22 protein-coding genes are annotated in these 25532 nt (G+C 57.8%); 6 read left to right on the forward strand and 16 right to left on the reverse strand.

Going from position 1 to position 25532, the window contains the following annotated elements; all coding sequences use genetic code 11:
• From AC1D1Z_RS04185 to AC1D1Z_RS04195, 3 genes are all read right to left on the reverse strand, one after another.
• Nucleotides 1-279 (reverse strand): NAD(P)/FAD-dependent oxidoreductase (locus AC1D1Z_RS04185; protein WP_477849599.1); only part of this gene is annotated, 279 nt, incomplete at its 3' end.
• A gap of 42 nt (nt 280-321) precedes the next feature.
• The gene (locus tag AC1D1Z_RS04190) at nt 322-1209 is read right to left on the reverse strand and encodes a 3-hydroxybutyryl-CoA dehydrogenase (RefSeq protein WP_018244735.1); all 888 of its coding nucleotides are present in this window, start codon (nt 1207-1209) and stop codon (nt 322-324) included.
• A 61-nt stretch (nt 1210-1270) separates the two neighbouring features.
• Nucleotides 1271-2446, reverse strand: a complete 1176-nt coding sequence (locus AC1D1Z_RS04195; protein WP_131647505.1) for an acyl-CoA dehydrogenase — start codon at nt 2444-2446, stop codon at nt 1271-1273.
• 117 nt (nt 2447-2563) lie between these two features.
• Here AC1D1Z_RS04195 and AC1D1Z_RS04200 point away from each other — a divergent pair, with 117 nt between their 5' ends.
• The 4 genes from AC1D1Z_RS04200 to AC1D1Z_RS04215 all read left to right on the forward strand — a co-directional run bounded on the left by AC1D1Z_RS04200 (nt 2564) and on the right by AC1D1Z_RS04215 (nt 8487).
• A complete protein-coding gene (locus AC1D1Z_RS04200; RefSeq protein WP_131647504.1) occupies nt 2564-3478 on the forward strand; it encodes a LysR family transcriptional regulator in 915 nt (304 codons plus the stop codon).
• 183 nt (nt 3479-3661) lie between these two features.
• The gene (ppc, locus tag AC1D1Z_RS04205; RefSeq protein ID WP_131647503.1) at nt 3662-6418 is read left to right on the forward strand and encodes a phosphoenolpyruvate carboxylase; all 2757 of its coding nucleotides are present in this window, start codon (nt 3662-3664) and stop codon (nt 6416-6418) included.
• An 89-nt stretch (nt 6419-6507) separates the two neighbouring features.
• Nucleotides 6508-7470 carry a C-terminal binding protein gene (locus tag AC1D1Z_RS04210; RefSeq protein WP_131647502.1) on the forward strand — a complete coding sequence of 321 codons (963 nt, stop codon included), beginning with the start codon at nt 6508-6510 and terminating at the stop codon, nt 7468-7470.
• Nucleotides 7471-7491: 21 nt separating this feature from the next.
• Entirely contained in the window at nt 7492-8487 is a 996-nt protein-coding gene (locus AC1D1Z_RS04215; protein WP_026188621.1) for a phosphotransferase family protein, read from the forward strand.
• Nucleotides 8488-8818: 331 nt separating this feature from the next.
• Here the strand turns inward: AC1D1Z_RS04215 and AC1D1Z_RS04220 are convergent, their stop codons facing one another.
• The 9 genes from AC1D1Z_RS04220 to AC1D1Z_RS04260 all read right to left on the reverse strand — a co-directional run bounded on the left by AC1D1Z_RS04220 (nt 8819) and on the right by AC1D1Z_RS04260 (nt 18264).
• Complete coding sequence (locus AC1D1Z_RS04220; RefSeq protein WP_018447581.1) at nt 8819-9370, reverse strand: NADPH-dependent FMN reductase; 552 nt, start codon at nt 9368-9370, stop codon at nt 8819-8821.
• A 53-nt stretch (nt 9371-9423) separates the two neighbouring features.
• A complete protein-coding gene (locus AC1D1Z_RS04225; RefSeq protein WP_018244728.1) occupies nt 9424-10542 on the reverse strand; it encodes an alcohol dehydrogenase catalytic domain-containing protein in 1119 nt (372 codons plus the stop codon).
• A 109-nt stretch (nt 10543-10651) separates the two neighbouring features.
• A complete protein-coding gene (locus AC1D1Z_RS04230; RefSeq protein ID WP_205929478.1) occupies nt 10652-11866 on the reverse strand; it encodes an amino acid ABC transporter substrate-binding protein in 1215 nt (404 codons plus the stop codon).
• 59 nt (nt 11867-11925) lie between these two features.
• Nucleotides 11926-12927 (reverse strand): VOC family protein, encoded by a 1002-nt coding sequence (locus tag AC1D1Z_RS04235; RefSeq protein WP_065275882.1) that lies wholly within the window; start codon nt 12925-12927, stop codon nt 11926-11928.
• A 98-nt stretch (nt 12928-13025) separates the two neighbouring features.
• Nucleotides 13026-14342 carry a phosphopyruvate hydratase gene (gene eno / locus AC1D1Z_RS04240; RefSeq protein WP_026230860.1) on the reverse strand — a complete coding sequence of 439 codons (1317 nt, stop codon included), beginning with the start codon at nt 14340-14342 and terminating at the stop codon, nt 13026-13028.
• Nucleotides 14343-14387: 45 nt separating this feature from the next.
• Entirely contained in the window at nt 14388-14831 is a 444-nt protein-coding gene (locus tag AC1D1Z_RS04245) for a cupin domain-containing protein (protein ID WP_245498899.1), read from the reverse strand.
• A 139-nt stretch (nt 14832-14970) separates the two neighbouring features.
• Nucleotides 14971-15678, reverse strand: a complete 708-nt coding sequence (locus AC1D1Z_RS04250; RefSeq protein ID WP_018244723.1) for an ABC transporter ATP-binding protein — start codon at nt 15676-15678, stop codon at nt 14971-14973.
• On the reverse strand, nt 15668-17410 hold the full coding sequence (locus tag AC1D1Z_RS04255; RefSeq protein WP_018244722.1) for a branched-chain amino acid ABC transporter ATP-binding protein/permease: 1743 nt from the start codon (nt 17408-17410) through the stop codon (nt 15668-15670). The genes AC1D1Z_RS04250 and AC1D1Z_RS04255 overlap by 11 nt, the downstream gene beginning before the upstream one ends.
• A 2-nt stretch (nt 17411-17412) precedes the next feature.
• Nucleotides 17413-18264: a branched-chain amino acid ABC transporter permease gene (locus AC1D1Z_RS04260; RefSeq protein ID WP_018244721.1), complete on the reverse strand. Its 852-nt coding sequence runs from the start codon at nt 18262-18264 to the stop codon at nt 17413-17415.
• A gap of 373 nt (nt 18265-18637) precedes the next feature.
• On the opposite strand from AC1D1Z_RS04260, the gene AC1D1Z_RS04265 reads away from it, so the two are divergent.
• On the forward strand, nt 18638-19639 hold the full coding sequence (locus tag AC1D1Z_RS04265; RefSeq protein ID WP_018447587.1) for a LacI family DNA-binding transcriptional regulator: 1002 nt from the start codon (nt 18638-18640) through the stop codon (nt 19637-19639).
• Nucleotides 19640-19845: 206 nt separating this feature from the next.
• Here AC1D1Z_RS04265 and AC1D1Z_RS04270 read toward each other — a convergent pair whose 3' ends face one another.
• From AC1D1Z_RS04270 to AC1D1Z_RS04285, 4 genes are all read right to left on the reverse strand, one after another.
• Nucleotides 19846-20379 carry a carboxymuconolactone decarboxylase family protein gene (locus tag AC1D1Z_RS04270; RefSeq protein ID WP_018447588.1) on the reverse strand — a complete coding sequence of 178 codons (534 nt, stop codon included), beginning with the start codon at nt 20377-20379 and terminating at the stop codon, nt 19846-19848.
• A gap of 172 nt (nt 20380-20551) precedes the next feature.
• A complete protein-coding gene (locus AC1D1Z_RS04275) occupies nt 20552-21325 on the reverse strand; it encodes a fumarylacetoacetate hydrolase family protein (protein ID WP_026230862.1) in 774 nt (257 codons plus the stop codon).
• A 429-nt stretch (nt 21326-21754) separates the two neighbouring features.
• Complete coding sequence (locus tag AC1D1Z_RS04280; protein ID WP_018447590.1) at nt 21755-22519, reverse strand: LuxR C-terminal-related transcriptional regulator; 765 nt, start codon at nt 22517-22519, stop codon at nt 21755-21757.
• A 716-nt stretch (nt 22520-23235) separates the two neighbouring features.
• Nucleotides 23236-24324, reverse strand: coding sequence for a hypothetical protein (locus AC1D1Z_RS04285; RefSeq protein WP_131647501.1), 1089 nt, complete (start codon nt 24322-24324; stop codon nt 23236-23238).
• A 602-nt stretch (nt 24325-24926) separates the two neighbouring features.
• On the opposite strand from AC1D1Z_RS04285, the gene AC1D1Z_RS04290 reads away from it, so the two are divergent.
• Entirely contained in the window at nt 24927-25502 is a 576-nt protein-coding gene (locus tag AC1D1Z_RS04290) for a hypothetical protein (RefSeq protein ID WP_018244714.1), read from the forward strand.
• Nucleotides 25503-25532: the final 30 nt, after the last annotated feature.

The following is a 25532-nucleotide window of genomic DNA, read 5'->3' on the forward strand; positions in this document are numbered from 1 at the left end:
GAGCAGCAGGAAGTGATCTGATGTGACCTTGGTCTTGAACGGATGATCGGCCTCGTCGCGCCAGCCGGGCAACAGCCGGTCGATGCCGATCGGGTCGACCACGGCGCCCGAGAGGATATGCGCGCCGACTTCCGCGCCCTTCTCCAGCACGACGACCGACAGCTCCGGATTGACCTGCTTCAACCGGATCGCCGCCGCAAGACCGGCAGGACCGGCGCCGACGATCACCACGTCGAATTCCATGCTCTCTCGACTTTCGTCTGCGTGTTCTTCGGTCATGATAAATGCCTGACAAATCTCGATGTTGGGATGAGATGGGGGTCAGCGAGTTGGCCGAGCTGGAACGTATCCGTAGTCGTAGAACCCGCGTTGTGTCTTGCGACCGAGCCAGCCAGCTTCGACATATTTGACCAGCAGCGGGCATGGACGGTATTTGCTATCAGCCAACCCTTCGTGAAGGACCTGCATGATGGAGAGGCATGTGTCCAAACCGATAAAATCTGCCAGTTCGAGTGGCCCCATCGGATGATTGGCGCCGAGCTTCATGCCGGTGTCTATGGCTTCTACGTTTCCAACACCCTCATACAGAGTGTAAATCGCTTCGTTGATCATAGGGATGAGGATACGATTTACGATGAAAGCCGGAAAATCTTCGGAGACGGTGACCGTTTTGCCGATGGATTCGGCGAAATCCTTGGCTATGGCAAATGTCTCTTGATCAGTTCCGATGCCGCGAACCAGCTCGACGAGCTTCATAACCGGTACGGGATTCATGAAGTGTATCCCTATAAAACGATTGGGCCTGTCGGTTGACGCCGCGAGCCGCGTTATGGAGAGCGACGATGTGTTCGTCGCCAAGATCGCGTCAGGCTTCAGCACGGTGCACACATCCGTAAAGACTTTCCTCTTGATGTCTTCATTCTCGCTGACCGCTTCGACGACCAAATCGGCAGTCGCCAGATCCGAAAGGGAGAACGCTCCCTTTATTCGGGAGATCGCCTGCTCAGCCGCCTCGGCCGGCATTTTGCCGGTTTCCGCCTGGCGCCCGAAATATCCGGCGCTCGCTTCGATGCTCGCGCGAATTCGACTTTTGTCGAGATCGTAAATCAGCGCCTCATACCCGTGTCTCGTCACGACCTCGACGATCCCAGTACCCATTTGTCCGGCACCGATGACGGCGACGGTAGAAATCTTATTCACTACAGGCATGCTGCCTCTCGCTAATCCGGAGGTTGAAGGACGGATCTGTGCCGAATAGGCTATCGGGGAATTAGGAGAACGCCTGGAGGTCCGTCTGGGCACGCCCAAGGATCAGGGCATGGACGTCGTGGGTCCCTTCGTAAGTGTTGACCGTCTCCAAGTTCTGCGCGTGGCGCATGACGTGATATTCGATCTGAATGCCGTTGCCGCCATGCATATCCCGGGCTTGCCGAGCGATATCCAGCGCCTTTCCGCAGTTGTTACGCTTGACGAGCGACACCATTTCCGGGGCCATCTTGTGCTCATCCATCAGCCGGCCAACGCGAAGCGAACCCTGCAGTCCGAGCGTGATTTCGGTCATCATATCGGCGAGCTTCTTTTGATAAAGCTGCATCCCTGCAAGCGGCTTCCCGAACTGTTTGCGGTCCAGGCCGTATTGACGAGCGCGGAACCAGCAGTCCTCCGCGGCTCCCATAACGCCCCAGGAGATGCCGTAGCGGGCGCGGTTGAGGCAGCCAAACGGCCCCTTGAGGCCGGAAACGCCGGGCAGAAGCGCATCCTCTGTGACTTCGACACCGTCCATTACGATTTCGCCTGTGACCGAGGCACGCAGCGAAAGCTTGCCACTAATCTTCGGGGCCGAAAGGCCCTTCATGCCCTTTTCGAGAACGAAGCCGCGTATTTCATTGTTGTGAGCCTCGGACTTGGCCCATACGACGAAGACATCGGCAATCGGCGAGTTCGAGATCCACATCTTCGAGCCGCGCAATCGGTAGCCGCCCTCAATTTTCTCGGCGCGGGTTTTCATACCGCCGGGATCTGAGCCTGCGTCAGGCTCAGTCAGGCCGAAACAGCCAATCAGTTCACCCGAAACGAGGCCCGGCAGGTACTTCTTCTTCTGCTCGCCAGAGCCGTAGGCGTAGATCGGATAAATGACCAGCGAGGACTGCACACTCATCATCGAGCGATATCCGGAGTCGATGCGCTCGACCTCGCGAGCGACCAGACCATAGGCAACATAGGATGCGTTCGCGGCCCCGTACTCTTCAGGCAGCGTCACCCCAAGAAGGCCAGTCTGCCCCATCAACCTGAACAGCTCTGGGTCGGTCGCTTCTTCGAGATAGGCGTCATGGACGCGCGGCAAGAGTTCGGATTCTGCGAAAGCCGCAGCGGACTCGCGGATCATCCGTTCATCTTCGGTCAGCTGGTCGTCGAGCAGAAACGGGTCGTTCCAAGTAAAGGCCAAGATGGTCGTCCTCCCATTGAGGTTTTTGGCAGTTCGAATTTGACGGAATTAAAGCCGCTTTTTCGCGACTGAGAAAGCGAGGTTTACTCATCGGCCCATGAGCTATAGTAATACCTCATGGCAAACCTCTCGCGAAGGCTCCTTCCCTCCACCTCGGCTCTCGCGGCGTTCGATTCCGTCGCGCGGCTGGGCACCTTCTCTGCGGCAGCGGAGGAGCTTTCCCTGACACAGGGAGCCATCAGCCGGCAGATCGCGTCGCTGGAGGAACAACTCGGTGTTTTACTGTTCGAGCGCACCAGCCGTGGTGTCAACCTCACAGAGGCGGGCACAAACTATGCCCGTGCAATTGCCAGCGCTCTTGCGGAAATTCGTTCCGCTTCACTGCAGGCCATGACCCAACAACATAGCGATCAACTCAATCTTGCCATCTTGCCGACATTCGGCACCCGCTGGCTGATGCCGCGCATTCCGCGATTTGTCGCCAGACACCCCGAGATCACGTTGAACTTCGCCACACGCATTGGCGTGTTCGATTTCGATCGCGACGACATGGATATGGCGATTCATATCGGCCAGCCCGATTGGCCCGGTGCGGAAAGCACATTTCTTATGGAAGAGATGGTAGCACCGATCGCGTCGCCACTTTTTCTCAATTCACATCCCATCGTGAAGGTTGAAGATCTGCTTCGCATGCCGCTGCTGCAGATGGCGTCCCGTCCCGGGGCCTGGAGCCATTTTTTCGAAAGCCTCCAGGTCAACGGCACCCCGTCGCAGGCCATGCGGTTCGAACAGTTCAGCAATGTGGCCCAAGCCTGCATTGCTGGATTGGGGCTCGCGTTGATGCCGCTTTTCCTCATCGACTCCGAGCTCGCAAATGGCCAGCTCGTTCAAGCCTTTCCACATCAGGTCAAAAGCACCAGCGCCTATTATGCGGTCGCGCCGCTGAGCAGGAAGGACTTCCGGCCTGTCGTTGCGTTCCGCGCATGGTTGCTGGAAGAGGTCGCGCGTTACCAGGAAGGCATTATCGGCTGATAGCGGGAGCCGATGAAACCATACCTAAGACACCTTCGATAAATCTGGGATGTCGCCAGGGGCTTCGCCCTTTCGCTCCTGTTCGTTGCGAGCGTCGCTTGACTCCTCGGCTAAATCCTGTCAATTTATGCTAACGTTAGCACAAGGAATGCGCATTTGCACCTTCAATTGAAGAAAGCAAGCATGCAGGCGAAACGCCTCACGACCAGCAAGGCCCTGGTGAAGGACGTTCGGCTGCTCGGCCGCCTGTTGTGCGAGGCTATTGAAGCAAGCGACGGCAAGGAAGCCCGTGAGGTCGTGGAACAGGTCCGCAGCCTCTCGGTTACCGGTCACAAAAGGACCGGCCCGCACCTGAACGACAAGCTCGCCCCGTTTTGTGCAACCATGCCTCCCCAAACCCTCAAGCGTGTGATCCGCGCGTTCAGCCAGTTTTCTCAACTCGTGAACATTGCCGAAGACGCACACCAAACCAGGATGCAGCGCTTCAGCATCGTCGATCGTGAACCTGCCATGCCGGGAACAATTGCCAGATCGCTTTCCGTTCTGGCTGCGGCCGGGGTAGAGGCGAAAGATATCCGCAGACTGCTTCTTGAAGCGGTCGTCTCGCCCGTTTTCACAGCGCACCCGACTGAGGTTCGGCGCAAGAGCGTTATCGAAATCGAGCAGGAGCTTGCACGATGCCTGACGCAGCTCGACCAAGCCGGCCTGATTGAGCAGGAGATAGGTCGGTATCAAGAGGACTTGGAAAGGGCGACGACGACGCTTTGGCAAACGAACAGCCTTCGGGGACGGCGACTTCAGGTCGTGGATGAAATCCTCAATGGCTTGTCCTATTACGACAGCACCATTTTCCGGGTGATCCCGGAGGTATACCAGATTCTCGAAGATCAGCTTCGAGACTCACCCTGGAGTTTCGGCGAGGACGCGCTGCCGCCATTCCTGCGCATGGGTTCCTGGATCGGTGGCGACCGGGATGGCAATCCCTATGTCAACGGCGAAACCATGAGGGAGGCGCTCCGGTTGCAGAGTGAGAGAGTTTTCTCGTTCTATCTCGGCGAAGTGCACAGCCTTGGCGCCGAACTTTCCTTGGATGACCGGTATGTGAAAGTCTCGCAGGAGCTTCAGCGCCTCGCGACCGACTCCCCCGACAGATCGGAGCGGCGCCGACACGAGCCATATCGCCTGGCGATCTCAGGCATGTATGCTCGCCTGGCGGCCACGGCACGTAAGTTCGGCAGCACGGAACTGGTTCGCGAACCTGTGGCGGCCGCCCCTTCCTACCTGTGCCCTGCCGAATTCGCCAAAGACTTGGCGACGATCAGCAAATCCCTGACAGCCAATGGCGCAGAAAATATCGCCACTGGAAAACTGCGCAGGCTCCAACGTGCCGTGGACGTCTTCGGTTTTCACCTTGCCAGTCTGGATTTGAGACAAAATTCCGAGGTTCATCAACGGGTTGTTCATGAGCTTTTCGAGAACGTGCGGCCTGGCACACGTTATGAGGCGTTAGCCGAGAGTGACAAGATCCGCTTGCTCACCGAGGAACTGCGGTCTTCCCAGCTGTTGATGACACCGCTCAGGACTTATTCGGCCGAGACGGTGTCGGAGCTTTCCGTTCTGCGTGAAGCTGCCCAAGCCCATAAGCACTATGGCCGCGTCAGCGTCCCCAACTACATCATTTCGAAGGCCGGTAGCCCCTCCGACCTTCTGGAGGTCATGGTCCTGTTCCGTGAGGCGGGGCTGTTCCGGCCCGATGAGCCCGAAGCGGCGTCAATGAACATCATACCTCTTTTCGAGACGATCTCGGATCTACGAAGGTCGCATGACGTGATGCAAACAGTTTTGGCCGTCGAAGCCTACCGGACATATGTGGAAGCGCTCGGCGGCAAACAGGAAATTATGCTCGGCTATTCGGACAGCAACAAGGATGGCGGTTATCTGACTTCGGGATGGGAACTGTATAAGGCAGAAACGGCCTTCATCCAGCTCTTTGAGCGTGAAGGCGTTCGCCTCAGCCTGTTTCACGGGCGCGGCGGTTCCGTGGGCCGCGGTGGCGGCCCAAGCTATGAAGCCATCACCGCCCTGCCCCCTGGCGCGGTTGCCGGATCGATACGGCTGACGGAGCAAGGCGAAGTCATTGCGGCGAAATATTCCAATCCGGCACTGGGTCGTCGGAATCTCGAACTTCTTATAGCCGCGACGCTGGAAGCGTCCTTGCTGCCTGCCGACGCACAAGAGCCGGATCCCGAATATCTTGGCGCCATGGAGGAACTGTCCGACCTGGCCTTTGGCGCCTATCGCCGTTTGGTTTACGAGACCGAGGGGTTTGAACGGTTCTTCTGGGAAGCAACGATCATCGGCGAAATCGCAAAACTGAACATTGGCAGCCGCCCAGCCTCACGCAGTTCCTCATGTCGCATCGAAGACCTGCGTGCGATACCCTGGGTGTTCGGCTGGTCGCAGAGCCGCATGATGTTGCCGGGTTGGTTTGGATTCGGTTCGGCCGTGCGACAATGGCTGGCCGGACACCCCGACGGATTGCAAATTCTTCAGGGAATGCACCGGGACTGGCCTTTCTTCCAGACACTGATTGCGAACATGGAGATGGTGTTGGCCAAGACCAACATGGCGATCGCGGCGCGGTATGTGGGCCTCACCCCTGATGCATCCACCCATGAGAAGATTTTTGCGCGCATAAAAGACGAATGGGAAGCGACGACAACTGCACTATTCGGCATAACGGATCAGGCCTCGCTGCTCGCGAATAATCCGGCACTCAAGCAGTCGATCCATCATCGCTTTCCCTGCCTCGACCCGCTTAACCACATGCAGATCGACCTTCTTCGTCGCCACCGTGCCGGAGAAGGCGATCAGGACACTGAAGAGGCGCTGCATCTGACCATCAACGGAATTGCAGCAGGGCTACGAAACAGCGGGTAAAGAGCGCCAATGTGGATGGCGTAAGCCTATTTTTCTTGACCTCGACAAAGCTGCTGCGCTAACGTTCGCATAAAATTGGGAGGAAATTCATGAGACGAACCGTGCTGTTGACGGACTACGCCTGGCCGGATGACAAAGTGGAGCGGGAAGTAATCGAGCGGGCCGGGCTTACCCTCGTCAGCGGTCCGGCCGAGCCGTCTCCGCCTGCTGAGATCGACGCTTTGGCTGCAAGGCATCAGCCGGACGCGATTCTGACCTGCTGGGCTCAAGTTAGCGAGACGGCAATCGCTGCGTCTCCTAACCTCAAGATCGTCGCTCGTCTCGGAGTTGGCCTGGACAATATTGCAGTCGATGCAGCGACGGAGCGGGGGATATGGGTGACGAATGTTCCCGATTATTGCGTTGCAGAAGTGTCTGACCACGCCGTGGGTTTTGCGATTGCCTGGGCCCGCGGGCTGATCCACTTCGACCGCGAGGTTCGCTGCGGGCGCTGGGACCCGGCTTCGGCAAATCTCCGCAGGCTTTCGGAGCTGACCTGCGGCATCGTTGGGTTTGGTCGTATCGGCCGTGCGACGGCAGCAAAAATGCAGGCGCTCGGATGCCGGGTTAGAGCACATGATCCCCATGCCTCGAATGTTCCTGTGGATGTGGAGCTTGCCGACTTCGATAGACTTCTGGCCTCGAGCGATATCGTCATCGTCCATGCGCCACTCTCGCCGGCGACGCGTCATCTGATCAACAGGGACGCCATCTCGAAGATGCGTCGCGGAAGCCTGCTGATCAACGTCAGCCGCGGCGGCGTTGTCGATACGGCCGCGGTGATCGAGGGTTTGGAATCCGGCATTCTGAGCGGCGTCGGCCTTGATGTCCTCGAGGATGAACCACGCGTTCCACAGGAGCTGATCGCTCATCCCGGCGCGATGATCACTCCGCACGTCGCCTTCTCCTCGGATGCTTCGCTGATCGAGCTGCGCCGCCGGGCGGCGGAGGAAGTCGTCAGGGTTCTCTGCGGAGAGAAGCCTGAACAACCCCGCAACAGCCCCCGCCGCTAATGCCGCAAGGACACTGGGTTCATGTCTGTAGATGAGATGACGATTTTCGATGAGTTCTTGCTGAAGAGCGGTTTGAGGAGCGCTTCCGAGGAGGCGGTCTACAAGCCTCTGACGGGTGGTGTTTCTTCAGATATCTACCGTGTGGAGCTTCCTGGCCGGCTCATCTGCGTGAAACGCGCACTTCCCAAGCTCAAGGTATCCGCCGATTGGCAGGCGCCGGTGTCGAGAAATGTGTACGAATGGAACTGGATATCCTTCGTAGCGCAACACTTCCCTTCTGCCGTTCCGACGCCTCTCGCACACGACGCGTCGTCTGGCATCTTCGCCATGACGTTTCTTCCCGGCGATCAATATCCGCTGTGGAAGACCGACCTGCTCCACGGAAGCGTTGACCGAAAAGCGGCAGAGCTAACGGGCCGGCGAATTGGACAGATCCATTCCGTCAGCGCCCGCACATCGGGGTTGTCGGAAAAGTTTGATTCTGGACCGAATTTCTATGCTCTTCGGCTCGAGCCCTATCTGGTGGCGACCGCCGCCAAACATCCCTTCGTCAGCGATCGCCTGGCAGAGCTGGTTCAGCGCACGGCCGAAACAAAGCTGGCGCTCGTCCACGGCGACGTCAGCCCGAAGAACATCCTGCTGGGCAAGAACGGCCCTGTGTTCCTGGACGCCGAATGCGCCTGGTTTGGCGACCCGGCTTTCGACCTCGCCTTCTGCCTCAACCATCTATTGTTGAAGAAGGTCGTCGCCGGACAGGCGGCATCTGAGCTCGCATCGTCATTCGCGGCGTTGACGGCAGCCTACCTGGATCAGGTCGACTGGGAGGATCGGGACGCCCTCGAGGCTCGGGCAGCAAGCTTGTTGCCCGCTCTCTTCCTCGCCCGGGTCGACGGCAAATCGCCCGTCGAATACATAACCGACGAATGCCAGCGCGAAACGGTCCGCAAAGCCGCCATCCCGCTGATCGCATCGCCTCGGCAAAAGCTGGCTGACGTAGCGCAGGCCTGGTTTCCATAACGGAACCCCACTCCTCAGGCAGCGGCATTTTTCTTTGCCGCTGCACCGATAACCGCGCGGCCCTTGTGAAATGGTCAGAAGAGCGAAACAACCACTTTCGGGCAAGAATTCCCATCACCACGACAAAACCGACATGACACTCTCGAAGCGGCGCGCGCGTCACATCGGGCGGTCGAGTAGCATAGGCCGCTGAGGTTTCGCCTGCCAGCTGAGGCTTCGCCCGTGAAAATACCAAGCCCATCGGGAAAGCGGCGCATTCATTAAAAGAGAGTATAATAAGCCATCGCGCTGGTCCCGCGATGGCAGATAAAGACTTTACATCTGCTTCGGCTCAGAACCGAGCGACCCAGCTTTCGAAAGCAACCAGGAAGCTCTCGATGAACTTCTGGGTTCCTTCATTGAGGAAGACCCCGTGATCGCCCACTAATTTGTCGGCCGTGCTCAGGTAAACTTCAGGCTGGGGCATGGTCGGCACGTTGATGTTGGTCAGGATAACCCTGAGCTGAAGTGCCGCGGCTGCGCCGCCGATGAGACCGGGAGAAGCGCCAGTCACCGCCCCGGGCTTGTGATCCCACACGCTTTTTCCGAAGGGGCGAGAACCGACTTCGATCGCATTCTTCAATGCCGCGGGTACGGATCTATTGTATTCAGGCGTCACGAAGATCGCGCCATCGCAAGCCTTGATGCGCTCGCGGAAGGATGTCCATTCCGTTGGCGGCGTCTCCGTCTCCAAGTCTTGGTTATAGAGCGGAAGCTCGCCGATCGGCACGATTTCCAGGTTCAGTCCGCCGGGCGCCACTTTCTGCATTGCACGGGCGAACTTCAGGTTGATCGAAGCCTGACGAAGGCTTCCGACCAGGACCGCGATATCTTTCTTGGACATGTTCTCTCTTCTCGCGCGAGGGATGTGCCGGCGATAGCCGGCGCCGGTGATTGTTACTGATAGGAGGCAGGGACCGGAGGAATGACCACATAGTTGCTGAAGCCGCCATCGCGTTCGCCAATGCCTGATATGGCTTCGTTCACCCGCTCAAGCGGATAGATCTTGTGCTCGAGATACGACAGGTCGAGCACACCGGTGCGGACCATGTCTGCCATTTCCTGCCCCTGCGCAGCGCTGAACCAGTTCGAGCCGATGAGTTGAACTTGCTCGTCCATCAGCCACTTCACGTCGACTGGAACATCTTCTGCGACGCCACCAACGACAACCACGCGGCCGCCCCGACGAACTCCGCGCATGGAGTCGACCACGGTCGCGGCGGGGGCTCTCGCGCCCAGCGCACTGATAACGAAGTCCACTCCCTCGCCACCGGTTTGGGCCTTCGCCCATTCTCCGGTCGAGCCTTCGCCGAGCACGATGGTGTCGATGCGGTCAGGGGCAATGGCTTTTACGCGGCCCAGCAATTCCCTGCTTCTGCCGGTGCCCAGTATTTTGGAGATCCCCATCGCAAGACCGAGCTTGGTTGCCGCGACACCAAGCGTACCGGTGATCCCGTCGATGAGGCAAACCTGACCAGGTCCAGCCTGTGCATTCTTCAGGGCGCCGTAGGATGTACCGAGGTAACCGAAGCGGCCGGCCTGCTCGAAGCTGAGGTTATCCGGCAGGCACACGAGCGAGTATTCCGGGGCGGTCATGAATTGGCTGAAGCCGCCGTACGGATAAAGATCAAAGATCCTTTGACCATCGCGGCTGGTGCTGAAGTACCCATTCAAGGTGTAGTAGCGGCATTGGCTGCGGTTGCCTGACCGGCACGCCTTGCAAGAACCGCAGGATCTGAGAGGGCTTACATAGACACGATCGCCAATCTTGACATTGGTGACCGCCTCGCCGACTTCGGCGACGACCCCGGCTGGGTCCAAACCAAACACCGCCGGAAACTTCGGCAGTGGCTGGTGGGGGAACCAGGTTGGCCAATTATTGATGACGTTGGCCATGTTGGGCACGATACCGCAGGCCCTGACCTGCACCAGCACGTCGTTGGGCCGGGGCGTGGGAATCGGAATCTCATCCAGCGACATCGGCTGATGCAGAGCATGCAGCCGAGCGGCGATCATAGTTTTAACCATTAACTCCTCCATAGGGACATCGGTCGGACCGTGCCCGACCGAATGCATTTTTTTGCAGTTTCAGACAGGTGCGCGGCACAGTGCCGAGCGGCTTTCGTCAGGGGACCAGGAACTCCTTCCCAGCCGGTCGGAAATCCGCAGGCCAGACAGTCACCCAATCCTTTCCTTGAACTTGCTTGAGCTTCGTCGATGGCTTCCCGGCATTGAACTTGCCGTCGAAAGTCCTTGGTCCGACGACCGTCTCGACGGTATTCGAGCGCAACCACGCAGCCATCGCGGCGTCGTCCAATTTCCCCGCCCCTTCTGCTGCCGCTGCAAGGATTTGCCACGCAGCATATTCGACCGCAGCCTGATACTCCGTATGCGGATAGGGGAAACCCGCCGCCTTCGCCTTGCTGTCATAAGCGCTTACGAATTCCTGGGCGCCGTGATACGTGAGGAACGGCTCGTGCTCTTCAAACCAGGTCAGAGAGGTCAAGCCGTTCGCCTTGGGGTGAGCTGCGGTCGGGCCGGGTGCCGGGAACAGATAGAATTGGTTCCTGGGCTGGTAGTCGATCCGGCTCATTGCATCGAGAAGCTGCACGGCCTCCATGCCGATCGCACCGGACCACAGCAGGTCCGGATCAGCCGCTTTGATGCGGTTCGCGATTGCGCCGAAGTCCTTCGTGCCGAACTCGTATTCAAGGCCCAGCACGTTCTTGATGCCACGCTTCTCAGCAACTTGCTGGCCGCCCTTGGCGATCGTCAGGGCCGACGGGAATTTGCTCGTGACGAACGCGATCGTCTTGGGAGGGGTCGGCAGGCTCGCATAGGCATCGAGAACAACCTCGGTATCCGTCGATTGCGGCTCGGCCCCGATCGGAAGAGACGGGAACTGCAGAGGATATGGGGCGAGACTGGGGTCCCCCAGGCTGCTCTGAACCAGCATCTTCTTGAACCGGGCGGCAACGCCCATTGCTGCGATGATCGAAGACGTGCCATAGGGCCCCATCAGGAGATCGACCTTATCGGCGGTCACCAGCCGCTCATAGAGCGTTCGAGCATTGGCGGGCAGCGATTGGTCGTCGAGAAGAACGAACTCCACCTTTCGTCCGAGAATACCGCCTTTGGCGTTGATCTGCTCGACGAACACTTCTCCGGCGAGCTTGTGGATTGTGCCTACGCCCGCAAGCGGACCCGTTAACGGCAGCGTTCCGCCGACGCGGACCGGCCCTTCTTGGGCAAAAACTCTCGGCATCGAGCTGAAAGCTGCTACTGCGGCTGCAGACCCGAGGAATGCTCGTCTATTCAGTATCATGGAATTCGCACTCATCTCATCCTCCCAGATGCTTCCGGCATGTCATCATCAGTCTCTGCCGCCGGCGGCAGGTCTCAGCTCTTCGCCAGCCCCTCTGCGTAGCGTTCCAGCGTCATAGGGTTCGGCATTTTCTCGGGGTGCGCCAGCGGCACTCCCGTAAACTCGCTGGCCTCGAAGAACCACCTCGAGACGGCCGGCATTCCCCAATGGACATTGGTGCTAAGGGCTGCCGCGTCCCAACGAATGGGCTCCAATTCCGCGTCTATCGTGGTGTAGTGATTGTTGAAGAACTCCACCCGGTGTCCATCGGGATCGCGCAGGTAGACGAATAGGACTCCGGAAGGGCCATGGCGTCCAGGTCCGCGCTCAACGCTGTCCCCATATCCGTAACGACTGGCAAAATCGCACACGGCGAAGATGTCGCTGCTTTCGGGAACCGTATAAGCAAAATGATGCAGCTGCGGGCCGATGCCCGGCACCAACGCCAGATCGAGGCAGACACCTTTGCGATACATGAAGTTCGCAATGAGATTGTCGCCGGCCGCGATATATTCCGAAGTCCGGAAACCGAGTTCGCCGTAGAACGCGCTTAGACCCAACGGGTCGGCGACCATGATCTGGCAATGATCGAGCCCCTGGGCTCGGGCGCCACGATGTTCATGCACCTCGAGGAACTTACGGGGATGGACACTCATGCTGGAGCAAAGCTCGATGCGAGCGCCCGACGGGTCGCTGACGAGCAAGGTCCGCCCTTGATTTCGAACGTCGACCCATTCCGCCGGAAGCCCCTTCTCATCAAAAAAGAACTTGGCCTTGTCGAGGTCCTCCTCCAGAAACACCCGATAACCGATCCGCCTGCACGTCGGCTTCCCGACGGCAGGTGCGAGCACGAGACTGTGATGGCAGGCCTCGGACAATCCGCGAAGGTATGAAACACCGTCCGCGAATTCTGTTTCAATCAGTCCGCCGACATTGAGGTAAAAATCTCGGCTACGCTCCACATCATTAACTTCAAGCACGACGTGGCTGAAGCGCGTGATGTTGAAGGGAGGTTTCAAATTAACAGCCGGAAGCATGTCATCCTCATCTATTTTTGCTAACGTTAGCATAAAAGGGCCGGCGCTTTTGTCAACGCATGTCATTGAGCGCGACCGGCAACCGGCCCATCCAAAATCTAACCTACAGCAGCAACCGCGGCTGGCTTTTCAGCCAAGTCTAGCGCCGACCAGCCAGCGAACGAAGCCTCTTTTCCAAGGGCCTCCTCGATACGGAGAACCTCGTTCCACTTGGCCATCCGCTCGGAGCGTGAGAACGATCCGACCTTGAGCTGCTTGGCATCCCAGCCGACCGACAGATGGGCGATCGTCACATCTTCCGTCTCACCGGATCTGGCCGAAACAATTGTTCGAAAACCCGCTTTCTTGGCAACGGAGAGCGCTTCGAACGTCTCTGTGATCGTGCCCGCTTGGTTCGGCTTGATCAGCACCGCATTGGCGCTTTTATCCTTGATCGCTTCGGTTACCCGCGCCGCGTTTGTCACGAAGAAGTCGTCGCCGATGATTTGGCATTTGGAGCCGTAGCGAGCGGTAAATTCCTTGAATCCAGCCGGATCGTCCTCAGCGAGCGGATCCTCGATAGAGACGATTGGATAGGCCTTCAACCAGCCGCCAAGCATGTCGATCATCTCGGCCGTATCGAGCTGCCGATCTTCCAATGCCAGCGAATACTTGCCCTCACGACCGAATTCGGAGGCCGCAATGTCGAGCGATATGGCGACTTCGCCGCCTGGCTTCAGACCGGCGGCCTCGATCGAACGCACCAAGGCGTCGAGAGCTTCTTCATTGCTGGTGAAGGCAGGCCAATAGCCTCCTTCGTCCGCCACGCCCTGGAGCTTTCCGGCACGTTTCATAATGTCGCCTGCCGCGCGGTAGACTTCAGCGGTCCACTCCAAAGCCTCCGCGAAAGTCGAGGCAGCAGGGCACATGACCATGAAATCCTGGACGTCTACCCGGCGTGCTGCATGCGCTCCACCTCCAAAAATCTGGATTTCCGGCAATGGCATCGTAATCCCCCTGTCGGAGCCCGCGAGATACCGCCAGATCGGTTGGCCGGCCGCAGCCGCTGCCGCGTGAAGCAACGCCATCGATGTTGCCACCGATGCATTTCCACCCAGTCTGCTCCGGTTCGGGGTGCCGTCCAGCTCGATGATGGCGTGGTCCAGATCGGCTTGATCATTGGCATTCCGGCCAACCAGCAACTTGGCGATTTCTCCATTGACGGCAGTCAGGGCCTTGTTGATCCCCAAGCCGGCAAGGGCGCTGCCGCCGTCACGAAGGTCGAGCGCCTCGCCAGTGCCGGTCGATGCACCAGCGGGTGCAATGGCCCGGCCGGTCGCACCAGAGGCCAGCTCGATCTCTACCTCAACGGTGGGCCTGCCACGGGAATCCCAGACGCGACGGCCCTGCACTTTTCGGATTTCGGTGTTGGTCATGTTCAGTTGGTCCACAAGGTCAGATTGAAATTGAATCATCGGGCCTCACAGGCCGTCATCGTAATCCGTCATATCGGGGGTCCGTGCGCCAACCAGCACCACGGCGATGGTTGCCGGTTTGTCGCTCTTGTTTCGCCAGGCGTGACGCGTTCCGTTCTGGACGAAGGCGTCGAATTGGCGCAAACGGGTCTCATTGCCACCGTCGAGTTCCATCCAGATCTCGCCGTCCAGAACAATTCCATAATCGACGGTGGGAGTTTGATGTTTGCCATCCGGCTCGAAGCGCTCGGCCAAACCTGGACTGACCGCCAGGTTCTCCGCGAGTGCCGCCGGACCATCAAAATCCGGAGACATAAAAACGGCATCTGGTGGGAACGTTAGCACTAGGAAGCGCGTTTCGCCGGGCTCCGGAACGAAGCTTGTGACCAGCGGAGTTGGATCGGTTCCGTTGAATGGAATGGCCGTGGACGTCGAAGTCGACCAGATCATCCGCGATACCAATCCAGGGATCGTCCTGAATATGTCTGTGCGGGGAACGGCGCCGTCCTGGGCGAACCTGGCAGCACCCTGACTGCCGTGTTCCGTCACGACGCGCCGGAGATGTAAGGGAACCCTCCCGTTCGAATTTTCAGATACCAAGATACGCCTCCCTGATGCTTGGATCATTGATGAGAACCTCCGGCGCTCCGGAGGCCGTTACGCGGCCTTGCTCGATCACGTAGGCCTGATGGGCAATTTCTAGCGCCTTGTTCACGTTCTGCTCGACGAGCAGCACCGCTACGCCTCGCTCATTGATCATCTGGATGATTTTGAACATTTCCCCGACGATCAAAGGCGACAGCCCGAGCGACGGCTCGTCCATAAGCAAGACGCGCGGCTTGGCCATCAGGCCGCGGCCGATCGCAACCATTTGCTGCTGCCCACCCGACAAGGAGCCCGCCAACGAATCCTGGCGCTCTTTCAGAATAGGGAAAAGCTGAAACACCTCAGCGAGCGTGGCGTCGCGCTCCGCCCGAGCCACCGAGCGGTAGGCACCGAGCAACAGATTGTCGAGGACCGTCATCGCCGTGAAGAGACGGCGCCCTTCCGGGACCACTGCTATGCCGTAATCGCAGACCCGATGGCTCGGCACCTTGGAAACGTCGTTACCCTCGATAACGATCTTTCCTTTGTGCGGACGGAGAATTCCGGCGATGGCATTGACCAGCGTGCTCTTCCCTGCCCCGTTCGGACCGACGACCGAAACGATCTCGCCTGGCTTTACACTGATAGACAGGTCCCACAGAGCAATCGCATCTCCGTAGCCGACCTCGATCTTATCGACCTCAAGCAGCATGACTGGCCCCCAAGTATACGCTGACCACAGCTGGATCTCTCATCGTTTCGCTTGGATGCCCAAGCGCCAGGACCTTGCCTTGATCCAGTACCGCGACGCGGTCCGCCAAGGCGACAACCGCCCGCATGAGGTGTTCAACGAAGATGATCGTCGTACCGCCAGCCTTGATCCGCTTGATCATTTCAACCGCGTGGTCGACCTCGGCCGGATTCAAGCCACAGAGCACCTCATCGAGCAGAAGCAGACGCGGTTTTGCGGCCAGCGCTCTCGCGAATTCGACAAACTTTCGGTCATGCAGGTTCAATGCTGCGGGGAGCACGCCGGCCTTCTCAGCCAGGCCAGTAAAGGCGAGCGCCTCCCTAGTAACTGCGTCGACCACAGCCGCGCCCATGCCATCTGCGCTACCAAATTTCGCGCAGAGCTGAACGTTTTCGAGGACAGTCAGATTATCGAACAAGCGCGGGATCTGGTATGTCCGCGCCACGCCCTGCTGCGCGATCAGATGTGGTGACCGACCGGAAATCTCCTCGCCTTCCAATGTGATCGTACCGGAGGTCATGGTGTAGTGGCCGCTGATCATGTTGATCAATGTGGACTTGCCGGAGCCATTCGGCCCAACCAGAGCCAGGATTTCACCCCGCCAAACATCCAGCGTCACGCCAGTCAAGGCGCGGATACCACCGAAGGATTTGGTGACATTCTCGCATTTGAGAAGCACCGGACCGGAACCTGCTGCGGCTAGAGGCGCGAACTGGGTAACGGCCTGAGCAGCCGTCTCCGGTGCGCCACTTCCGCCGCGCCTGTCGGCAAACCTGCGAATAAGGCTGGGGACGATGCCGGACGGCAGCACCAGGATTACAACTATCAGCGCAAGAGCAACGCCGGCACGGCCGAATTCCGCATGAGCGCCGCTGACGATAGCGCTCTGCAACACGGTGATGATGACCGCGCCGATCGCAGGCCCAGCCCAATGGCGAGCGCCGCCGAGGATGCTCATGAGCACGACATAGAGAGGAACAGTCACCGCAAACGTCTCGCCAACCGTGACGTAGCCTACATATACGGCGTGAATCGCACCCATTCCGCCTGCAAGTGCCGACGAAATCGCAAACGAGATCAGCTTATAGCGAAATGTCGGAACGCCTTTCACCTCTGCAACGTCTTCATCGTCGTGGATTGCGAGCAAGCCCTGACCGAATTTACTGTGAAAGATGAAGTACGATGTCGCCAGCGAAGCAAGAACCGCGATAAGCCCAAACATGTAAAGGGAGCCGGACGCCGTCACACCGATCATCGGGATTTCGATCCCCGAGAGGAATACGCCTGTGCCCGAGTCCAGCGAGGTGTTTGACACAATGGCCGCGACAACGAACGTCACCGACAGCGTCAGCAGCGCGAAGAACTCACCGCGCAGAGCTGCGGAACGAAAGACAACCAAGCCAATCAGAGCGGCGATCGCGGCCGCCAGCAGCGCTGCAGCAGGTATCGTCGCGACGAAAGGCCACGACAACTGCGTCGTCAGCGTGGCAGTTGTGTAGACACCAATCCCGAAAAATGCTGCGTGACCAAAACTCCAGTAACCCGTGTAACCGCTCAGGATGCCCCAGCTCGTCGCCAGCACGACCCAGAAGAAGATGATGTACAGATAGGAAAGGTAGTAATCCGCCATTCCCAGGTAAGGCAGCAGGGCCAGGACCGCTACGATAGGCGCCGTGATTAGAAGCTTTTTCATAGTCAAATCACCGGTTTGCGCAAGAGGATGACGATGAGCACGCTGAATGCTACGAGTGGCGCCCAAGCGGGATTCACAACGGACATGGTAAGGCTTTCGGCCACGCCAATCAGCATTCCGGCGCCCAGTGCACCGATGGGGCTGCCCAATCCTCCAATGATGGCGACGGCAAATACGACCCCTATCCAGGCCTCGATTTGAGATGGTGCCAAAGTTCCGATCAGGGCGATGAAAACACCCGCGATACCCGCTGTCGCAGAGCAAAGGCCAGCCAGAATATATGACACGCGAGCAGAATTGATGCCGAAGGCTGACGCTACGGGGGCGTCATGAGCGGCCGCACGCAGCGCCTTTCCGAGCATGGTCTTGTTCAACGCGTACCAAGCCGCTCCAGCAAGCACCCCGGCGCAAACAAAAGCGGAAAGATCCAGCACGGGCACAAAGATCGGACCGAGCCGGATGGTGGTCTGGGCATAGGGTGTTTCATAACGAAGGAAGTCAGCCGACCAGATCCATTGGATCAGCGACTCGATCAGGATCGTGACGCCGAACGTCACCAGGAGAGACGCGAATTCCTTCACCTGAAAGCGTACGAACACACTGTGCAGCGCAACGCCGAGCGCGAAAAACAGCGGCGCGATCACCAGAACGCTCAAATATGCCGGGACGCCGTAAACGGTGCCAAACTGATAGGTCAGGTAAGCGCCAAGGAACGCCAGCGCGAAGTGACTGAGGTTCACCAGCTTCAACAAGCCCCAGCTCAGGCTGAGACCCATCGCCAGCAGGCCATAGATCCCACCCAGCAAGACGCCACCAACAGCGGATTGCAAGAAAAGAGCAAGGGTCATCAGCATCCACGTCCTTCTGTGGATACGATGATCGGTTCCAGGAGCACCAGACCATCCATACGTTATGCCTCCTCCATTTGCGCTAACGTTAGCACAAATATTCGTCCCACAACGAAGCCTCTGTGTCAACAGCATTCCGCAGGTTAATTCGTTGGTGGGTCCTTCTGCGAGCGCGGGGACACCAGGTAAAATATCTAAAATTTTTAGATCAACAGTTTGAAAATATAGAAATTTATAAACGCATCCTGATCATCGCGCCCAGGCATCATGGGCGAAAATTCGAGCACGTTGATTTGGCATAATCGTTTGCGATATCGGAGTTTGACAACCGGGGCGTCAATGCTATCGTTGGCGAAAGTGATCATTAGAGCCAAGCACAATGGTAACAATTAAAGATATCGCCGCCACACTGCAAGTTTCACCTTCAACCGTAGGTCGCGCTCTTGCCGACGATCGACGCATCAGCGTCGAGATGAAGCGAAAGGTGAACGAAGCTGCAACTCAAGCGGGGTACGTTGCCAATCGTTCCGCACGCATGATGCGTGGGGTTCAGAGCAATCTCGTTGGGCTGATCGTCCCAGATATCCGGAACAGCTTTTATTCAACTATTGCCCATGCTCTCTCGCGGTGCCTTCTTTCAGCGAATTACCAGCTGACCTTATGTGAAACCGATGACGACAGAATGCACGAGCTTCGCCACATCAAGGAACTCACAAGCGTCAACGTCGCCGGGATCATTCTGGTCCCGAGCGCAAAACCTCATCCCGATTCTGCGCGAATCCTGAAGATGACGCCTCACATCCAACTGCTGCGAAAGGCGCCGCTGCTCGGCGAACAATGGTTTGGGATTGATGACAGACGGGCGCTCTACGAAAGCACTGAACATATCATCAATGAAGGTCACAAACGGATCGCTTATATCGGCGGCACGGAAGAGCTTCCCACTGGCGCAGCCCGCGTGCAGGGTTTCCGGGATGCGGTGAAGAGCTCCGGCCACACGATCACCGTTCATGAGGAACTGGGCGCGCCTTCGTCACCCGAATTCGGACGGGAGGCCGTGCGTCGCCTTCTTTCCTTAAAGGATCGACCGACGGCGCTTGTGATCGGTGCGGTACAAAACACTTCCGGAGTCATTGATGAAATACAGGACCAGGCTTTGCGCGTTCCCCGCGACATTTCCGTCATCGGGTTTGGCGATGAACTTGGGTATCGATGGTGGGGGCCGGGACTTACGACAGTCCAGTTGCCTGTTTCGGAGTTGGCAACGGCTTGTGGGCTTTGGTTCCTGCATCATCTTCAGAACAAGGGCGACCTAAGCAAGCCCTACAGCTTCATCTCTCCGCCCCAGTTGATCATTCGCGGCAGCACGAGCGCTCCGTGAAACGCCGGCAGGATGTCGATCTCCCGCAGCAAGCCGCCAAATCAGAGAGAGGCGCCCGTCCAGCGACGTGCACCTCTCTTTGATTGGCTGCGATTCATCCCATATCCCAGGGCCGGACGCTGAAAGGTCTGGAATGATCTTGATGAGACGCCGCCAAAACTATGCGGCAAGCCGAGGCGGACGCCGCTTCCACGCCGCCCGCTTGCTCACCGGTACCCATCCTCAAGGTCGATTTTCAACGCGCCCATGAGACGAACACCGGAATTGTACCAGGCGACGTTGATTGCGAGTTCGACAAGCTGCTTCTCCGACAGGAACTTTGCAATCCCGTTCCACACTTCATCGGAAACATCGACGTGCAGCGTGGAGTCCTTGGCAAAGGCCATCACAGCCTTTTCCTGCTCGTTAAAAAGGCTCGAGGTCTCGAAGTCCGGAATTGCTTGAAACTGCTCTTCCGTCAGGCCTGCCTTGAGGCCATGAGAATGGTGATGCTTCACCTCGTACTCGGAATTTGTGCAGTATCCGACAGTAAGGATCGCCATCTCACGCAGCTTCGGGCTGAGGTCAGCAGCCCGGACCGCGTTTGCGTAGGTCAAGAAGTCGTCGAGGATCGCGGGAGCATTGGCGAGCGCAAGGAAAATGTTTCCGGTCGGAACCTTCCTCTCCTTCAGCAGGCGCTCATTGAGCGTGGGTTGCGTCTCGGCCAGTTCGGTATTCGGGATATATTTTACTCGTGCCATTTCTCCGCCCTCAGCTTGTCTTCGCAAATCTTCCTGCCCGAAGGTCTATGGTCAAAACCGGCCCTCGGCCAAATGCTAACGTTAGCATTAATAACACTCGAGAACTTAAGGTCAACCGAAATTTTCGCCGCGTAAATGCAAAGCTGTTTGTCAAGAATCGCCGCTCGTCTACTTAATGCGGCGCAGGAACCACGGGATTCTTCAAAACACCGATACCGGGGATTTCCACCTCAAGATCGTCGCCGGGAACGATCGGACCGACACCTGCAGGCGTACCGGTCATGATCACATCGCCGGCCAGCAGCGTCATGAAGCGACTCAAGTAAGCAACGATGTCAGCAACTGAGTAGACGAGGTCTCGCGTATTCCCCGCCTGTTTGACGGTGCCGTTCTGACGAAGGATGACGTCAAGGTTCGTCGGATCGAGATCTGTTGTAATAGCCGGACCCATCGGCGCAAAAGTATCATAGCCCTTACCTGCCAGCAGGCAACCGAACTTGCTTTCCTGCCGCTGTATAATGCGGTCACTGATATCATTGCCACATGTGTAGCCGAGGACGTGCTGCAAGGCATGTTCCTTGCGGATGTGGCGTCCGCCTTTGCCTATGATGGCGACCAGTTCCGCCTCGTAGTGGACGATTTCGCCATCACTTGGATATTCAATGGCATCTCCGTTGCCGCTGGCTGCCGTGCTTGGCTTCATGAACAGCACTGGGAGCGTCGGCTGCTCCTTTCCCGACTCGTCGGTGTGCTGCCGGTAATTGTACGCGACCCCAAATATGCGAGGCCGCTCTACCGGGCATAGTAGGCGGACGTCGTAAAGATAATCCATCTGCCCGGTTCGCTCGATTGCCTGGAAGGGATCGCCAATAATCCGCTCGATCCCGCCCTCGCTTTCGACCCCGTAGTGAATTCCATCGGCTGACTGGTAGCGTACAATCTTCATTGGGACCTCCATTTTTGCTAACGTTAGCGCAAGCACGGGGATTTCGTCAACATACTTGCCTTCCGTCGTCAGCCAGGTCATCCGTAACAAGGCGGTTCGGGCACCTCTGCCCGCGATCGCCGACCTCGAGAATGGGGCCGCCCGCTCCTGGTATCGATCTTCCACCGCAAATGTGCATACGCCTGCCCTGCGTCTCCCCGTCCTCTCTGCAGCGGTGGGCGACCGAGACGGACGCGGTACCGTTTTGATAACTGGCAACCGACGATGGACCGTGTGGGGTCAAGAAATGCGGCTCGTTGAGTTTCTGTAGGGCGGGCGACAGATACCCTGATGCGAGATTATGGGATATCCGCTGACAGACTTTGATACAGCCGCTGCCGAAGATCGTTGCTCAGAACGCCAACATTGCAGTCAGCAATTGGACACTGCCTAACTCGGCGAGACGTCGGGCCCACCGGCGGCTCTTTGAATTAAGCGAGCAACCACTTCAGTGCGGTTCTGCGCCTGCAACTTGCGCATGATGTGTTGCAAATGCATCTTCACCGTATGCCCCGACAAATTGAGTTTTCCTGCAATTACCTTATTTGAACAGCCGCATTGCAACTCTGCGAGGACATCCGCTTCCCGGGGAGTGAAATCAGCAAACGCCAAGTACTGCGTCCTATCATCCAAGCTCTTTTCGGCCTCATTTCTGGCCGCACTATGCTCGTTTGAGCCTGCTGTAACAGCTCCCAATAGCTGCGGGAAAAATGTTCCTCCTGCCAGAACGAGGCGAAGACCGGCAAGGGCAATGTCAATGGGAAGTGAAGTCGAGAAAAGGCCGCGGATGCCCATCTTGAGCGCCTGACGGGCTATGATGGCGTCATCCGTACCTGAGAGCAACGTGACAGGCGCCTCAGGAAAACGTGCAGCAATCGCCGCGAGATCATCCCGCAGGCTGGTGCTCTCAACACCTCTGCCGGCCAGACCTAATACAATCAAACGCACCTCAGCTCCAAGAGCTCGATCGAGACTCTCGGTCGAGATCAGATCTATAACGTTCCACCCGGTGAGTTCACGCTCAAGAAGCTTCACCACGGTGGTGCGCGCCAATGTAGAATGCTCAACGATGATCACAGTTGGTGCATTGCGCCCCGTACGGCGCCTAGTTCTATCAATGTCGGACACTTGCGTGCTCCCCAAGAGTATTTGCAACGCAACAGCTGATTATATTATTCCTGTTCTCACTACATGTCATGATAAAAAGTGAGTGTATTTCAGATATCAATAGTCTGATCTCTCATGATAATTCTTATAGTCTATAAGATTTCATCGATAGATAACTGGGCTTGCAGAGAATATTTAAGAGATTTTTCGTGTAGGCTTGCTGGTTCGACTTGTCGCTGCAGACTTTCCAGCCTTCGCCGAATTCACGTACGGCAAGGGGGTCAACAAAGCTTTCAAAGGTACTGTAAATGCAACCGATCTGCGACAGACCCATTTAGGAAAGAGTCATTGGATAGAACGAACTGCCGATCGGCCGGGCTTTGTTTCCATATCTCAATTCAAAACAGTCGCAGACCCGGCAGCAAAATGACAAACGCGAAAAGAAACAAAAGCCTGAGATCGCTGATTACCCGTTATGATTAGTAAAACGGCGCTCCAATGACGCGTTAATACCAGTTGTTTCGCTCAGGCAGCACTGCGCCGGCACCGCCAGATGCCGGACAGGGTCAGGGCCCCTGGCGGCCGAAATCGGCGGCAATGCTGATGAGGTCATGGTGGAAGGTTCGGTATCTCAGTGAGCCCGCCGTTCAGTGCCATGGCGGCCAAGGAGGCGAATGCCGGGCGGCGGAAACAATATGGCTTGAAAGATCGCACGAAGAACGGTTTCGTGCAGTTGAGCCTCTGCTACAGGTGGAGTCCATCTGCTAGCTGTGCATGAAGTCCAGAATGTCGTTTACGAGAGCCGAATGGGCGTCTGTGAGGTTCCCCTCTCCGCCGTGGCCCGCGATGCCGGCCAACTGGAGCGCGTGTTGGTCATAGAGAACATGATCGATCTGCTGGGCGTCCGCCGTCCCGCCGGCGGGAACGGCAATGTTAATGGGATGGAAATAGCCGAAATTGACATCGACCATGCTGCCGGTTGACGATCCGTCCCCACCGCCGCCACCCGCGTGATTGCCGGTGAAAATCGTATCTGACGACAGGTTGAAGCCACCGCCATTGCCGCCGATGCCTGCGATCTGCACGGTGCCCTGATCGAAAATGACATTGTTCGTCTGATGGGCCTCCGCCGAGCCGCCCGCAGCGCCCACGGCGATGTTGATCGGTGAGAAGATGGCGATACTGACGTCGACCATGCTGCCGACGAAATATCCATCGCCGCCGTGGCCCGCATAAAAGTCGCCGGTCAATGTGAGCGCAGTTCCCGGGCTCATCGACGGGCCATGGCCCGCGACGTTATGGTCTCCGCCCGAGCCGCCCATGCCGCCGATCTGGGTCGCGCCCTGCAGGAACAGGGCGTTGTTCGATTGGTCGGCGTGAGCCTCCGCGCCAGGGCCTGCAGCCACGGCGGTATTGACGGGGGCAAACAGCGCGACTTCGGTGCTGACCAGTCCACCGTAGAAGAGCCCGTTGCCGCCGGTGCCGGCATGATTGACGCCATCGCCGCTGCCGATGGCAACATTGCCGCTTCCACCATTCCCGCCTATCCCAGCCATTTCGGTGGGATGCTGATTGATGAGCGCATCGTTGCCTTGGAAAGCGTCGGCACCCGAATGAGGTCCTGCAATAGCGGCATTGGACGGCATGAAGACGGCCAATGAATTGCTGCTGATCACGCCTTCGCTTATTCCATCGCCACCGCTGCCGGCGGAATTATAGCTTGGACCGGAAGCGACATCCAATGGAAGCCAGGTCGGCATCAGCGCCAGGTGCCCCGCGGCCACGTTGGAGACGAGGTGTTGATCGGTGCCCGCCTTGGGCAAGTCTTCCGATGAGGAACGAGTTTCCGCCATTACCGTCTCCATTCGCGGTCAACCGCACGGCCACCGAGCGTGCGGCGCTATGCAGCCTGAATTGTTCAGGCATTGTGCATCTGAACGCCGGAAAAGCAGAGCCTGCAATTCGTCTACATCTCATCGGCTAGTACTGTAGCCATTTGGCTGTCATGGCCGCGGCGCCCGTTGCGCGAGTTTGCAAGCACTCAATCCCCGTTTGGGTTAGAGGCCCTACATCTTGCACACTCGTTCTCGCGGCGGATCATGAAAGCGTTTCACCTCCAAGCGGGGTCTCCTGCGCCAAGCGCAGCCTGATCAGAACACCGGAATGCAGCCGGTTCGCTTGGGTGGCCGTTGCTCCGAAAAACGGCGTCGCTTCGACGAGGTCGCAGACATGATCATGACCATGCCATCCGGCCGCAAATCACTTCGTACTAATCCTAAATAACGTTCCGTCGCCTGCAAGTATATATCCGAATGGATATCACCGAATATCTAGATAGTTCACAGATTAAATCGCAGGCATTATTCGATTGCGGTTGTATTGGCTGGCGGTGACATGCTGGATACCCACGCCGTAAAAGTAACGTTGACGAAACGAAGTAGAAGGAGTGACATCAATGCCTATTCCACAGATATCTGACACGATTCAACTCCACAACCCGGATGCCGGTGACGCGAAAGCCGGCAACGGCGGTGATGGCCACAACGATGGGAACATCAACTACAACCCGGTTGCATATGTAGACCCCGTGCAAACGGTCTACGGGGCAGATACCCATCTGCACAATGGCGATCACGTTTGGCAGAAGGCAGATTGGGACGCCGGCAGTGGCGGAGACGGTGGCTTTGCTCAGGCCAAGAACGGCTTCCTGGCGAAGATCACGAACAGCGGCGACGGCGGCGCGGGGGGAGATTCCCACTCCAACGGCAGCCAAGGAAACTCGAGCGGCGGCGACACGGCCTCCGTGAATGCGGCTACGACCGCGACACAATATACGCAGCTCGTGGCCGATCAGCATGCCACCATCCTCGCCGGCGTCGGCGGCAACGGCGGTAATGGGAACAACGCTCTCGGCGGCGACATCTCGTCAGCATTGGTTCACTCGGATCCCGAAACGACGACGGTGAACAATTCTCTCGATCACTTCATAAACGCCTTCGGCCATATCGACGTCGACCATCTCGGCTCATGAACTCAAACTCCGAGGGTCGCCGGTTTCGGC

Source organism: Rhizobium sp. P1_E1 (assembly GCF_056406015.1).